The following is a 14,415-nucleotide window of genomic DNA, read 5'->3' as shown; positions in this document are numbered from 1 at the left end:
CATGGTTCGTGGATGGCTGGATAGCCCAGTGATACATCCGTATCCATCAATGGTGAAGCAAAATCGTGCATCCGCCTACCAGTGTGTGCGTGTGAAGCGTGTTTCTGTCCAAGCTGAATTCTTCATGTAAAGACCAGGTCGAACACTTGCAGTTTCGCGAAGAGTACATCTGCGCTGCACATCAGCTCGACAGGTCATTGCCTAGGGTGGGTCCACTTCCCTGAGCGACCGCCCCGTGAATCTGCAGACCGTGCCCTTGCCCCCGTATCGCATGCTGCCTGACAGCTGCCAGTTCGAACTGCTGGATGTGGATGCGCTGCAGGACCCTGCCAGTGGCCGGTTGCTGCATCTGTACTCGCTGGTGGCCCGTTGCCTGTCCTGCGAGACGATCTTCAAGGCAGAGGAAGGGCAGGGCCTGGTCAGCCATACTGCGGCGCGGGTGGTGCGATGCCCCACCGGCTGCGGACAGCAGGCCTTCAAGCCGGCCCTGCTGCGGAGCTGGCACCGGCAGGCCGCGGCCCAGGCGTGACCGGCAGAGGTCACAGCAGCCCGGGATTGGCTCGCCATACCGCGAAGTTGAGCGCTGAAGCGAACGAGATCCAGGCCAGATAGGGAAGCAGCAGTGCCGCCGCAATCGGACGGACGCGCGCAAACGCGACGGTTGTTGCGCATACCAGCGCAATCAGTACAAGAATGTCGGCGAAGGCCAAGGCGCCCAGCTTCCAGCCGAAGAACAGCCAGCTCCACAGCGCATTGACGGCAAGCTGCACCAGGTAGAGCATCAGCGCCGGTCGTGCTCCACGCCAGCCGCGTTCGCGCCAGACCAGCCAGGCGGCAATGGACATCATGGCGTAGAGCAAGGTCCACACCGGACCGAAGACACTGGCCGGTGGTGCCCACGGGGGAAGGGCCAGGGTGGTGTAGAAGCTTGCCGCGGATGCCGACGCCCACGCCCCCAGAGTGGCCGCGATGAAGGTGATCGCCATCCATCCCAGAAGCCCGAAAACCTGTGAACTCCGCTTCATACCGTGCAGCTCCATGATGCGCTTGATTGCGTCTACGCACTGAGGCCGCAAATGGATGCAGGCCGCCAGCCTTCAGTCCGATGAACCTGCGGCGCCCGTTCCCTGGCTCGCTGGCAGCAGGGAAGGCCGCTGATCAAACCACTCGCGTGCCTTGGCCAGGTGCCACTGGCGCTGGTCACCGTCCAGCTCGATGCCCGCACCCAGCAGCCCCCAGCGCAGATACAGGTCCCCGCGCTTGCGCTGGTCGAGCAGATCCAGCCGCGCGCGTACCGACAGGCGATCGTTCTCGGCCTGCAGTCCATCGATGACCAGATGGCCTGGGCGCCAGCGCAGCGTTGCCTGTGCCTGTACCTGTCCGGAATCCAGCAGCGACAAGGTCCAGCGCGGGTAGTCGGTGCGCTCTGCGAACAGTGCAAGCAACGGACGGGCGTCGCTGAGATCCAGATCCGTGGTGGCATCGACCTGGAAGGGCGACTGCGCATCGATGCGGCCACGCTTGAAGGCCACGCGGCCCTTCCATGCACTTGGGCGCTCTGTACCGGCCACCTGCACATTGCGCAGCTCCACGGTGGTGCCGGACAGATCGAAATGACGTTCATTGAAGTCACCGCGGCGCAGGGTCGCGTTCACGCCGATATCGCCGCCCATTTCCAGTCCCGCCACCTTGGCACTGGCGTTGCGCGCAAACAGCCGGGCCGTGCCATGACCGACGCGTCCATCGGTGTCGAGCGTGGCATCGCCGCTCAGGCTGCCGGTGCCTTGAAGCAGCCGCACCTGCGGCGAGCCGAGGTAGCGGTTGTAGGCCGTCAGATCAGGGATGGTGGCTTCACTGAAGCGCAGCTGCGCGCGTACCCCTTTGCGCAACTCCTGCAGGCGGCCATCGCCGGCCAGGTCCAGGGCCAGGTCACGGCCGTCGAACAGGCGCACGCCCTTGGCATCGGTTGGCTGCGCAGTGAATCGTGGCAGCCGGACAGCCAGCTGTGCCTGGCTGGGGCTGCCGGCCTTCAATACGCCATGGGCACTGGCCGTGCCCGCCAAGCGGACGCCGGCGACCTCGGCCACGGCCGCGGCCGCCGGGATGTCCACAGTGCTGCCTTCGATCAGTTCGCCGTTGCGCAGGCGCAGATCGGCTCTCAGCGTGCCGCCTCCGTCCAGCTGCAGCCACGGCTTGCGGACGAACAGGGCAGGGATCCAGTTGAGCGAAGTGAACGTCCATTCGCCGCGCACTGTGCCCGAACTGCGGTCCAGCAGCTGTGCGGGCTGCCGGAAGGGGATGTCGCGGCCACTGACGTGCAGATCGGCATCCACTTCGCTGCCTGAGCCGGGTTTGGGCGGCAGGCGGGCCTGCAGGCGCAGGTCGTTGGCCACATTGAGCTGCAGGGCCAGCACGCCGCGGTCGGGGGCGCCGTCACCCAGGTAGAGCGGCACCTGCCAGATTGCGCGGTCCCCGGGCTGCAGCTGGCCGTCGATCAGGTGCAGCGCCAGTTGCAGGCGTCCGGGTATGGGCGCGCTGGAGATCTTCGGCGTTGTGGCATCCGTGTCCATGCGCAGGCCCTGGCTGCGGGCGTCGACCTCGAGCTGGGCATGCAGCAGCTTCAGCTTGGCCAGACCAGGTGCCTGGTCCCGATAGTGGCGCGGATAGCTGAAGCGCGCGGTGAGATCCATGTCGCCCAACAGCTGCACGCCGTCAAAACTGGTGTCCGCATCGCTGAACGCCACCTCGGATTCGAAGAGCTCCGACGGCCCGCCGCGTAGCTGCTTGAGGAAGCCCACCGTGCCGTGGCCCTTGCCGATGATCAGCAGCTTGCCAAAGCGTGCGCTGCGGATGCTGTCGCTGTGGATGGCGTCGAAACGCAGGGTCCAGCCGCGGTCACTGCGCGGCGGTGGCGGGATGGCTTCTTCGACGCGGCTGATCTCGGCGGAAACCCCCGTCGCCTGCAAGCGCGGAACCCGCACCTCGCGCTGGAACAGGGGCAGCACCGCCAACCGGGCGCTGGCGCGCTCGGCATGCAGCGCGTAGACCGTGTGGTTCACGTGGCCGCGCATGTGCACGTTCCAGGCGATGACATGGCCGGGCAGCAGCGTGATGGCCGGGCCGGTGGTCATCACGAACTTGTGCGGCTTGCGGTTGGTGACCTGATCGAACAACGGGGTATTGAGGAAGATGTTGCCGGCCAGCAGGTACAGCAGGTAGATGCCCAGCAGGACGCAGGCAGGGACGCGCCACCGTCGAAGCCGGTGCGGGATGTGCACGGAAACAGGAGGCATCTACTGCTCTGAGGGCCGGAATTCCCACAACTATTGCGGAGCCGATGGCGGTGGAGCGTGAAGCAGCTACGGAGCAGGCGTTGGATTCTGGTAGTGTCCAGCCTGATCGCCACCACAGATCTGCAGGAGACGCATGGAGATCCGGCCCGCCCGTGCAGGCGATTTCGACGCGATGTGGGGCATGTTCAAGCAAGCCATTGCGACGCAGGATGCGCTGCCCTTTGCTGGCTCTTTCGCTGTCGAGACGTTTCGCACGCATTGGTTCCAGGCCCAAGCACCTCATGTAGCTGTGCTGGAGGGCCGGGTCGTGGGCATGTACAAGATGGGCCCGAACTTCCCTGACCTCGGGGCGCATGTGGCCAGCGCCACGTATGTGGTGGATGCGCCGGCACAAGGGCAAGGTGTGGGCCGGGCCCTGGTGGAACACAGCCTGGAGCGGGCGAGGGCGGAAGGATTCCTGGCCATGCAGTTCAATTACGTGGTCAGTACCAATCGCCCAGCGGTGGCGCTGTACCGGAAGCTGGGGTTCGATGTGGTGGGAACGCTGCCGAAGGCGTTCCGGCATGGGACGCTGGGCTTGGTGGATGTCTTTGTGATGCACAGGTTCCTGTGATGCGATGCGTTGGTCGCACGTGGCCGGCGATATCCAGCCGAGGCTGGCTGCACAATTCCTGAGGATGTCCCTCATCCTCAGCGCATCGACGCGGGCCCGCGCCTAGATGGCATGGAGCTCGCCGGAATGGAACGAGCTGAATAGCGTGACGCGTCACGACCAGTGAGTGGCTACGGCTGGGGTGCCAGAACGCGCTCCTGAGGCCTCGGTCGTTGGTGCCGAATCGGCGAAAGCGCTCTTGCCAGGCTGGCGTGCAGCCACGGCAAGATCAGCGGCAAAACTACGGCCGCAAAGCCGTCTTTACCGGCCACTGTCAGATCCGCAAGATCCTTTGCCATTCCTGCAGAGGTTGAGGAAGCCCAAAGGGCGGTTGGCAGTGTGTTGCACGCGCAAAACTATGATTCTGTATCTCATTGATTAATCAATGGATCGATGCGGTGTTGCACCACAATCGCGCGCGCGCCAATGCTGTGTAGTTGGACATTGCACAACGCTAGTGCATGAATTTGGTGCGGCGCCAATGCACGGCTTCTAATTTGAGGCAAAGCCAATGGAGCGGCTGTGCCCGGCGGCGTAGTTCAAACGAGCGTAATCAATGCTGTGGGGACTGGAATGCTCTTGTCCGGCAGGCTATCGATGATTGTGGCCGAGCCGCTCTCGCAGCAGTCGAGGTGGCCATTGGAGGTTGCGAACCTCTTCCTTTAGGTCGGCCCCGCCACGTGGTCGAGGTGGGGCTCGGACTCGGACTCGGAGGAAGGGATAGTCGCGGCATCGCTAGAGATTCAGCCAGCCTCGCGCTGGCCCGCTGACGCTGATTGTGCACAAGCTAATCGCGCGACGCCCCAAGTTGAAACATCCGTGCTCCGGGCCGGAAGGCAGCGACCTCACTCGGTGCACCTCGAGCTGGGCACGAAGCGCGTGAAGCCTAGAGGCGTCTCCCTCAGGCAAGCTTCCTCGCTAAACAGCGCGGAGTACCCGGGCAGGCATGCCTCATGTCGCGCCCAACAGCTGCCATGACCAAGCCATCACTTCGTCAGCCACTGGCCGTAAGCCTCAACATCAATCATCGGTACGGTCCCACTGAACTGAAGTTGGGCGATGAGTTTGAAGAGGAACGCCGTCGCGGGCTTGTTCTCATTCACAAAGAGATAGCGATCCTTGGAATGGTCAAAGAAGAAGTGACCATGCGCAGCAACGCAGCCAAGGTCCAAGCGCCCGTCGCCGGGATTGGCGGTCAGTGCCCTTTCCAGGGAGGGCCCAAGCGCTGGACTCCAGTCACTTTCAAAGGTCAGCAGCCCGCCAAGAATTGGCATCAAGGCCTTTGGCGGATAGACCCCACCCGCGTGCGGGATTGGCAGGCTAGTGCGCTGCAACTGTCGAACGCTTGCCACCTTCTGCTGGGCGTACGCCACCAGCTCTGCATTCGCTGTCTGCTTGGCTTCGAACACCGCATAGACGCTCTCGGCAGGAACAATGATTTCACCCTCGTAGGTGAAAATAAACGGTGAATACTGCCGATCGAAAATCACCACATCAATCTGCTGGCTGAAATTTCCTTGACTATCCACCACGTGTGCCTTCGCAGCTTGATAGCGCTTTGGTAGGTAGGTATCCAGCAAGCTGATCCACACGTTCTCACTGGCATCCCCCTTGGACCCTGGGTGATTGAACGTCTTCCGGACAGTGGCAAGGCGCAGCTGAACATCCTCATGCAATGAAGAAAGCAGCTGTGAAAGTGACCATTGGGACATCTTGGGACCTCCATACACTCAGCAGCAGGCGCTTGCCTGGTCAACAATGTGAAATAGCAGCGACTGGGGTGGGGCAGCCAGCTGTGCCACACGAAACAGTGTCAGCGGCGCCCCGGCGCGTGCTGGGAAGGCATCTCAGCCATGATCCTGAAACGCCGGCGTTGGCTGCATTGGGCGAGCAATCTCAAGCGCGCGTTTGCTCTCAATCGATCGGTCTGGATAAGCATCTAGTACGATCGAGGGGATCAACCGCTGTGTGATGTCAGAGTAGGTGAAGCCGACCTCTTGTCCATCCTTCGCTCCAGTGGCCTCTACCAGCCCTTCGATCTGCACGGAGGATAGACCCAGCGGTCGCAACTGGTGTTCCAGGACGTAGCGTCGCTGAGCTGAATCAGGACGGTTGAAGGTCAAAATGTCAGCGGCGCGACGGCGTACGGCCGGATCCAGCGCGTTGAGGCGATTGGTGCACATGATCACGGCGGCGGGCACCTTCGTCTGCGCCAGACGATCGATACCCCTGATGAAGGCATTGACCCCTGCTCGATCCTCATGGTGCATCTGCGCCGATTCCCGAGACTGGGTCAGCGCATCGGCCTCATCCACCAGCAAGATGACCCCTCCGGTGCTTTTTCCGCGACCTTGCAATTTGGTCGCTTCTGCCAGCGCGTAGTCGAACGCTGTGGTGAGTAGCTGGGTCATCTCGCCAACCTGTCCCTTGCCTCGGGTGGCCAGGCTGAGCGGGAACAAGGTGATATCAATCTTCTCCTGTCGCGCCACGGCATCACCGATAGTCTCTGCCAATTCGGTTTTGCCAGAGCCGACGTCACCGGAAAGAATGACCAAAGGAGGTCGGCGCAGTACGGAATCAAGCAGCGTTGCGGCACCTGGGTGATGGCGCTTGGCCCACAATTCCAGGCCAGCTGGGTGGACTAGCAGGCCGAGAATCTTCGACAAGCGAGCCTTCTGATCGTCCACGCCAATCAGCCGATCCAATCGGGTGCGGGCGTCGATGTCCGGATAGATGCGACGTTGATCAAACAACTCGTCAAGGGTTGGCTTTGAGTGCATTAGTAGCTCCTGACACTGAGGCGGTCGAGTGCCTTGCCACCCGCAGAGTAGCTGCGGTCAGACACCAGGCTTCCGCTGATACCAGGCTCGGCTGCCCCGGTACGCTGAAATGGAAGCGACTTTTCAAATGACTCCCGCTGAGGAGCCGACAGCGTGAACCAGGCAGAGGAATACGTCAGGTAGTTGTAGAAGCTCGCCCCGGATACATCTGCGCCTGGGCGGAGCTTGCCGGGATCGTCATCGATTCCGGACATGCCTGCAAGATCTTTTGCGGTGTAGCGCAGTGTGGGCTCGATCCAGTTATCACCCCGCTTGAAACCGTAGGTGACTGTGTCCAGATAGCCGGCCTTCAACAATTCAACCACTTCGGTCTCATAAGCGGCGATTCTGTCATCGCTGGGCGCCCCATAGAAGCGCTGCATACGCTTGAGGTCGGCGGCCAATTTCGCTGCCATGTGGCGGGCATGAGTGATCGTAAAGGTGCTGGTGCTTGATTGTGTGTAGCTGCCAGTCATAGGGCCCTCACGCTTGGAAGGAAGAGCCGAAGACCTTTTGCCAGTAGCGCACGGTCTCCTGCTTGGTCGGTGCAGCCAGTGCCGCATCAATCGCGTCGCCGGCATCCAATGCCGCCTCGACAATGGCATCGACCTGCGCGTGACCGTACAATTTGGCCACGTTGTTCTTCTCGTTCACCGGATCAATGATCTGCATAGGCTCGGAGAAGGCGGCGATAATGGCGGTAGGGTAGTAATCCTGGAATGCGATTTGTTCGCGAAGGCCGCTCTGCGCCACGTAGGTGAAGAAGTGCTGGAGCGCTTCGGGGTAGTTGGAGAAATCACGCCCCTCATCGCACAGCTTTGCCAGGATCATCTCGATCATGAAGGACTTGAAACGAAAGCCGGGAACTTCCGTCTTCATGCGCCTTGCCCAGAACTTGACCAAGCGCACCACCTGCACAAAATCCGAAGGCTGCAATTGTTTACGCCGCTTGGCAAACTCTAGGTGCCGGGGAATGCTGGTTCTCAAGAACGAGCCATCATCCTGACTGACTAGGTTGCCATACCAGTCAGGATCGCCGTCATAGAGGATCGGCACCACGTCCACATCCAGCCCAGAACCTTGGAACGAGACTGTTACGGAGTAAGTCTGGGGCTTGACTTGTTCGGGCTTGAAATTTGGATAAGCCTTTCGAAGCCGCTCTGCCAAGTACTCCAGCAGCCTCCCAATGTCCTTGGGGGCGTCTGCCCCACTGATGTAACAGGCCACGTCAATGTCGTTGAGCGACCGCAATGCGGTGCCTTTTGCCAGACTTCCCGAAAGGATCATCTTTCGAAGGGTGAAATCCGGGTGCTGCCCTAGGTAGGTCTCCAGACGCTCTCTCAGTCCACGCGCCTGCGCGCGTAGCTCATTGGCTTTATCGCGTGGCAGATTGACCCGATCGTCGGCAAAATTGACAAGCTCCCTATGGCCTACGTGCTGCGTTCCCATGCATCGATCTCCAAGCCGGGCGCGTGCCGACCGGCGGATAGGTGAGGTGGTACTGCGACTTCCCCGCTGCCAACTTGCCGGCTCGTTGTCGCAGGAACTGCGACTCTTCCCCGATCACGGGCCGGAAAGCTGATAGCTCCCGATCAACATTGGGATGGCTTTCACAGTTTCAAGGGCGTGGGTGGGTGCCGGGACGCGGCGCGCCTGGGACGGGCTCAATCCGCGTCGAGCAGCCGTGCGGCCGGGTTGTGCTGGGCGCCGCCCTGCTGGAAGTAGCCAGCCGCGCTGGCCACCGAGCGGTGATCGGTATTCGCCATCAGGGCGGGCAGCGCCAAGCCTTGGTGCGCCCCTTCGGTGATGAAGCCCGAGCGCAGGTTGTGTCCGCCGAAGTCCCCTCCAGGCCGGCGAGTGCGGCGCGGTGCTGGATGACCACGGCGGTGGTGTGGGGCGCCTATCGCCAAGTCAACCCGGGTGCCCGCACGCGGCAGGACAGCGCGTCATCGGTGATCCTAGCGGTGGGCAGTATCCGCAACTGACTGGCGCACAACGGCAGATGGTGCGCGAGGAGTACATGCGGGGCACCTAAGGTCTTCGGTTTGGGGTGGAAGTCCCGCTGGTCCAGTACGTCATTCAGGCCTATCGCGCGGCGCCGAACCCTCAGCGTCATCTTGCTCCTGACTATCTACTGATGGTAGACCAGCCAGAGTCTCTGCCCGATGGCGCCATCTGGCATTGACTGGTGCATCAGCATCACGGATTGAAGGCGCCTGGCCCTGGCGTGGATTCGATTGCTGTTGTTGGCAAATGCTACGAATAAATGGGTGCCGCCCATTTCCAGGTGCAAACAGGCGGCTTCTCTATCTCGGCAGCTGAGTTGTGCGTCAGAAGTTTAGGGTGGGGCGATCGATGCCTTTGCTTAGGGTTGCGTTATCCGAACGCCACGCGCAATTCGTGTGGATGGCTCGTATCCAAAAGCGCAATGGGACTGGGCGATCTATAACGCTCCGGAAGCGCGCTCAAGTTGCCCTCATGCTCCGAGAGGAGGATGCCGTCCGCGTAGCCCTGGGCGAGCACCGCTAGTCTCACTCGTAGTCCCAATCCCGAGTTGCTCACCCGCTGCGGGCTGGAATGGCTGAATTTGCCCAGGAGCTCATCTACGAAGTTCAAATAGTTGGGGTGAATCACTCGATAGCGCCCGCCTGGCCTGGTCGCGGCGTAGCTGCTCCATCCATCCGGAGCCGGTTGATCCCGAGCTCCGGCGACTCGCTCGCCTTGAGGGCTAAAGGCCTGATCTGATCGACCTCGTCGGGAACCTCTGGCTGCATTCTGGTCAATGTAACGGAGGATTGGGCCTGAGTCGTCCTCAGAGCCCGTATGGTTTGCACGTAGTGCTGTATCTGCGCCTGCTGGTGGTGATTGTTGATCTGGGTGTGTCGTGAGCCTGTACCTTTTAGCGTTGCAGACCCTCCTGGCCTGGCGTAGCGCCAGGCCAGGAGGAAGGTCCACAAGGCTGGAAATCCTGCTGGGATCAACGTGTACCCCTGGAGTTACGATCAGCCGACTTGTACGCCTTTGCTCCGCACACCAGTTGAGGTAGGCCTGTAGATACGCCGTGGCATTGGGGTGGGGGTGTCTCTGCAAGGCGGAAGCCGACTCATTCATAAGGTCAAAGCCGCACGCACAGGTGAGCAACTTCGTGGGCGTGCCAGCGACTGTCACCGGAAATCCATTGCATCGTGGGCAACTCTGGCGCAGGCGAACGCCATGCCAGGGACACGTGGAAATCCAGGGCAGCTGATGCAGTGTGGTGTGATACCCGAGTCTGATGCAAGGAAGGCAGTACCTCAACCTGAGATGGGAGGGCAGTCTCGGGTCGTCCGTCATGAACGGATACCACGCCGCCAAGTCCCACTCGGGCGGAGTCTCGATCCCAAGGGTTGTAGAGAGTGCCTCTTGTTGTACTTGCGAGGTCGTCAGGCTCAAGAGCAGGTTGATGTTTCTGTTTGGCTTGATTCCGAGGAGTTGTGAGTACTCCGTGACCCGCCTGGCCTGGTTCAGTCGCGATAGCCTCGCGACGCAGCCAAAAGCCGATTGGTATGGAACAAGTCGGAGGTTGCCGCCGACCAGCTGAGCGCCGCTCCTCATTTGCCTACGGCCCTATTTCTTGAGCTTTCGAAGCCGGCGTATGCGCTGCGCAGGAGAGCTTCATCAATGTGCTGGGTAGTAAGCCCTTCGAAATCGTTGCGCCCAGCAGCGATCTTGGTGAGTAGGTGGTAGACAAACTGGTTGAAGGAGGCCATGAGCCAATCCTTGGGAACGGGATAGTTGCCTTGATTGGCAAGGTTCTCAATTCGTTCGCGTATCGCTTCGGTCTCCTTCTCAAGGCGCCAGCCAACGCTGTAAGCATAGGGTGCGAATGCTTCGGTGTAGGTCTTTCCTCCCTCGTCCGGCCACCTCATAACTTGGTCAAGCTGGCGAAATGCCAAGGCGACATCACATGCGTCCTGCACGTCAGCGTCCTCCGTCGGGATGTCCCAGAGAAGCCCGGTAAAAGGATGGCTGTCGACAAAGAATCGGCCATACAGATGTGGCGGCGCCAGCTGACTAAGATCGTCTGCGCCTCCAATCACGCTGTTGCTCTGGTGGATGAAGAGAAAGAACGGTTGCACTGATGATCCGAGGAAGTGGTTCTGAAGCTTTGCAAGGTGGGCGTAGTCCTTGAGCGTGAGCTGCTCAGCCGTATCGATCGCAATCACGACCACGTCGGCCGATGCTCTAGCGGCTTCCTGCTCAATTGCCCGGATGATCCTGAGGAGGAGATCCTGTGGGCTGGCTACGGTTGTTGCCCTCATGCCCAGTCCAAGGATGACCTCGCGGAAGAAGTTGCCTTCGCTAGGGGTAGTCGGTTTTCCGACGACCATCCGGAGGAATCCAATAGGAAATGGTCGCCAAGAAGTGGTGGTTTCAAGTATTCGCGTGGCAGTTGACTTCCCACACCGGCCATCGCCAATGATCCTCAGGCTCGGCCGCCCATACTCCAGGCACGTGGCGAATCCAGATGCCATTCGCAGTAAGGGGAGAGTCTGGATATTGGGGCGATGTCGCGCGTGCATTGGGTGGTTCTCAAGGCTCGCCGGGGCCTTCATCAGCGGAGCCTCGTGTTGAACGTGGCCCTGCGGATTCCCATCAGTGGAGAGCCTTGCCCCTGACTGTTGGTCGTGGAAGGTGGCTTGGGCACATCGCCAGCTGCCATGAGCGAGGCGCTGTCCCTGACGCCAGCGGCCGCCGATCGGACGGCTGCGTGATAGGCCTCAATGTTGTCGGCTAAACAGTAGTTACCGGGCTCCCGTGACGCGTCGCTCTTCGCCCAGCGTGCCGCGCGCTTCCTGATCGACAGCGTGTGGGCCACGCTCGCATATGGGGCGAGAGCGTGAAGTGTGAGTACACGCTTACCGCCTCTCCAGAGGGTCAGCTTGCGAATGTCTCGCCAGTCTTCGTAGGTTGCGTCAAATGACTGCCCAATCAGGTGCCACTGTCCAGACAGTGTTGGTGACCTGTACCTAGCGTGGTCGAGATAGACGAGGGGAGGTACACCACTCCTTCTGGAGCCTCTGATGGTCACCTTCATCCGCCTAACGGTCATGTTTCTCACGTCATCTTCGGTGCCAGGTGCATGCCACACCCACTCCCCAGATGCCAGATGCTCATCAATGATTCGCTTGGGCGACCTGGGTTCGCGAGTGGACCGGCTCGTCACATTGTGCGAGGTAACATAGGTGTCAATGAGGTCTTTCAAGACCTCCAGGAGAATGGGGTGGTCTTTCCCGTCAAGCTTTGTAGTGACTTGACGCTCATTCACTTGCGTTGCGGGAGCAAAGCCGCCGGCGATGTGGCGCAGCAGGCCATTCTCAATCTTCTTGAATAGAGCCTCGATGTAGGGGCGACCTTCGCCCATCCCGGATCGTCCAAAGTGCAGGATTCCCTTGTGATGATCAATGAGATTTCGGACTGTCATCTTGGCGTGATGGGATGAGTCGTTGTCCATTGCGATCATTGCGCTTCTCATCACTACCTCATCCACTAGGTAGATCGACGGCATCCATGCACTAGTCGAGTAGCTCAAGTTCGACGTGCTCAGATCCCTTGGTTGCCAGGGGCTCATGATCTTCGCGAACAGGCTGACTACATCGTGTTGCTCGTACTTCCGGCCAAGCACCATTTCCCAACCAAGGATGGCGCCACTCCCGACATCAACAACTGCCAGTAGCCAGATCCGACTAATCTTCTCTAGCCGGAATGAGCCGTCCGCCATCGGCATGGCCAGCCATGCGTCGATGTCGACGGAATGCTCGTCGTACTCAACTCGATCAAATGGCCGAATGCTGAGTAGGTTCTCGATTCGGGTGGAAGTAGGCTCATCCGCAGCCAAGAGCATCTCATTTTCGCTCTTTGTGCCTCGGATGCGCTTTATGAGGGAGGTCAGTGCTCGTCTTCCCTTGTCACGGATGTTGAGCGGATACATGGCCTGAAAGCCCTTCCCAGTCAGCACCTTCACGAACTGGGAATGCAGCCTGTCGAACGCGGGGCTCCTTTTGGACTGTGTTGGCAAGGCGCCCTTGAATCTTGCGACTGCATCGCCGAGTTCGGGGATCGCTTGCAGGACAGCATCTATGGCGAACGGATGTGAACTATCGGGGACGACCGAGTTGTTGCGATCTGACACGCTGAATCGCGCATAGGGAATGCAGGCTCGGTATCCGACTCGATGACCGCTCTCGTCGAAGAGCAGTGCGGTCCGGATCATTCGAGAGAGGGTATTTCGCGGCACGCCCCATCGAAGGGCTGCGTCGACCAAGGTTGCCCCATCAAGGACGCTGGTGAGTGCTGACAGGCGGGCTTGAAATTCCGACTGTTGATCAGCTGGAAGTACGATCCCATTTGGCCTTGGAGTTGCCCGGATCGACTCGAGGTCGACGGCATTGAACTTGGAACTCATGGGTCGGCCCTCCAGATCCTTGATCGCCCCGTCATTCGAGGAAATGCATCGGTCGCCAGAAATCCGACGTGAAGCAACTCAGCCACGACCCCCTGAATGTGAGTTCGAGGGTGGTGCCTGAGCTCATGGATGAGTTCATCTGCACTGATGCTGCCGCTTCGCTCGATGGTCGCGGCGATTTCCTGTCGCAACGCCAGGCTGCTCCCCAGATCCTTGGCTGACTGGCAGAACCCGAGCAGTTGGTAGCAGAGCTCATTCCTGCCGCCGGGCGCCTTGAGTTCGTCCTCCGTGATTAGCCACAAAGAGATGCCTGCATCCTTGGCTGCTGAACGAAGCCGGTCCAGCTCGCGAGGACGACGCTTGCCATCCACGCCGGGTACTGTCTGCGAATTCGGAATGACGTTTGCATAGATCTCCTGGCCTCCGCGCCTCTGAAACCAGAAATGGAGTTCCATGCTGTCAAGTCCTACCGGGATGGACCGAGGCCTCTCGGTCACGGCCGCCACTGATGGATCAAACTCCAATTGCAGTCGAAGCGCGAGTTGCAGGGGGCCGTGTACGGTAACCGTCCGGTTCTCTTTCGGGCTAAAGAAGGTGAAGATGTCCCCCCTCTTGATCTGGCCAGCGGTTAGTTCACGGGGGGCCAGCGGTCGATCCTTCCCATTGTGGAGCGGGTCGGAGGCGCGTGCAGACGCTACGCCTTGCAACGGGCTCACGGGATTGGTCGCGTGGTTGCTCATGCTGCCTCCTTGTGGATGACTGCAGTTCGCATGGTCGAGGAGTGGCGCTGCGCAATCGCGATTGAGGGATGACTCAATGCATGGTCAGCTGAGTGTTGGATCTTCATCGATCGACTTCCCGGTTGGCCTCGGAGAATGAGGCTCGGTACTGGCGGCAATGGCCAGCAGGGTCATTGGGGATTTCGGGCATGGGGTGCCGTGCCGATTGCCATACGATGGCAGTCGGAGCGCGCAGATGCCCGCTCAAGCAGCTTTGCCGCTTGACACGAAGTCGGAATTGCGGGAGCCTACATACGTTATCGTAGAGCTTCACCCCCTCTCGCTCCGGCGAGAGGCTATCGCCCCCGTTGCTGCGGGGGCGATTTCATTTCCGGGGTCGGAGATTTGATGAACTGGGGGGCTAAATGCCTCCTTTGAAGCTGGAGTTTTGGCGTCAAGCCGTTCAGGGGCGCACTGTGCGCCTAGG

Annotated in this window: 11 protein-coding genes and 1 pseudogene; 2 read left to right on the top strand and 10 right to left on the bottom strand. The window is 60.4% G+C overall.

Going from position 1 to position 14,415, the window contains the following annotated elements:
* Positions 1 to 235: 235 nt before the first annotated feature.
* Entirely contained in the window at positions 236 to 529 is a 294-nt protein-coding gene (locus tag R5H29_RS20905) for a hypothetical protein (protein ID WP_031269080.1), read from the top strand.
* A gap of 10 nt (positions 530 to 539) precedes the next feature.
* On the opposite strand, the gene R5H29_RS20900 is transcribed toward R5H29_RS20905, so the two are convergent.
* Entirely contained in the window at positions 540 to 1,025 is a 486-nt protein-coding gene (locus R5H29_RS20900) for a TspO/MBR family protein (RefSeq protein ID WP_031269081.1), read from the bottom strand.
* A 72-nt stretch (positions 1,026 to 1,097) separates the two neighbouring features.
* A complete protein-coding gene (locus tag R5H29_RS20895) occupies positions 1,098 to 3,293 on the bottom strand; it encodes a hypothetical protein (protein WP_332329750.1) in 2,196 nt (731 codons plus the stop codon).
* 133 nt (positions 3,294 to 3,426) lie between these two features.
* On the opposite strand from R5H29_RS20895, the gene R5H29_RS20890 reads away from it, so the two are divergent.
* Positions 3,427 to 3,906, top strand: a complete 480-nt coding sequence (locus R5H29_RS20890) for a GNAT family N-acetyltransferase (RefSeq protein WP_012480167.1) — start codon at positions 3,427 to 3,429, stop codon at positions 3,904 to 3,906.
* Positions 3,907 to 4,931: 1,025 nt separating this feature from the next.
* Here the strand turns inward: R5H29_RS20890 and R5H29_RS20885 are convergent.
* From R5H29_RS20885 to R5H29_RS20850, 8 genes and pseudogenes are all read right to left on the bottom strand, one after another.
* The gene (locus R5H29_RS20885) at positions 4,932 to 5,657 is read right to left on the bottom strand and encodes a DUF6602 domain-containing protein (protein WP_026070607.1); all 726 of its coding nucleotides are present in this window, start codon (positions 5,655 to 5,657) and stop codon (positions 4,932 to 4,934) included.
* A 135-nt stretch (positions 5,658 to 5,792) separates the two neighbouring features.
* A complete protein-coding gene (locus tag R5H29_RS20880; protein WP_017355006.1) occupies positions 5,793 to 6,725 on the bottom strand; it encodes an AAA family ATPase in 933 nt (310 codons plus the stop codon).
* On the bottom strand, positions 6,725 to 7,240 hold the full coding sequence (locus R5H29_RS20875) for a hypothetical protein (protein ID WP_026070608.1): 516 nt from the start codon (positions 7,238 to 7,240) through the stop codon (positions 6,725 to 6,727). Before R5H29_RS20875 ends, R5H29_RS20880 begins: the two co-directional genes overlap by 1 nt.
* Positions 7,241 to 7,247: 7 nt before the next feature.
* Positions 7,248 to 8,213, bottom strand: coding sequence for a CBASS oligonucleotide cyclase (locus R5H29_RS20870; RefSeq protein ID WP_026070609.1), 966 nt, complete (start codon positions 8,211 to 8,213; stop codon positions 7,248 to 7,250).
* Positions 8,214 to 8,428: 215 nt separating this feature from the next.
* Positions 8,429 to 8,637: pseudogene (locus R5H29_RS20865) on the bottom strand (integrase); the annotation flags it as partial.
* A gap of 1,717 nt (positions 8,638 to 10,354) precedes the next feature.
* Positions 10,355 to 11,278, bottom strand: coding sequence for an ATP-binding protein (locus tag R5H29_RS20860; RefSeq protein WP_329761816.1), 924 nt, complete (start codon positions 11,276 to 11,278; stop codon positions 10,355 to 10,357).
* An 80-nt stretch (positions 11,279 to 11,358) separates the two neighbouring features.
* Complete coding sequence (locus R5H29_RS20855) at positions 11,359 to 13,209, bottom strand: hypothetical protein (protein ID WP_049399271.1); 1,851 nt, start codon at positions 13,207 to 13,209, stop codon at positions 11,359 to 11,361.
* Entirely contained in the window at positions 13,206 to 13,949 is a 744-nt protein-coding gene (locus tag R5H29_RS20850; protein ID WP_235646382.1) for a hypothetical protein, read from the bottom strand. Before R5H29_RS20850 ends, R5H29_RS20855 begins: the two co-directional genes overlap by 4 nt.
* Positions 13,950 to 14,415 lie beyond the last annotated feature (466 nt).

The organism is Stenotrophomonas sp. A3_2 (genome assembly GCF_036624925.1).
Taxonomy (GTDB): Bacteria; Pseudomonadota; Gammaproteobacteria; order Xanthomonadales; family Xanthomonadaceae; genus Stenotrophomonas; species Stenotrophomonas hibiscicola.
Note: the sequence above shows the minus strand (reverse complement) of the source record. Positions and strands in the feature narration are given on the sequence as shown.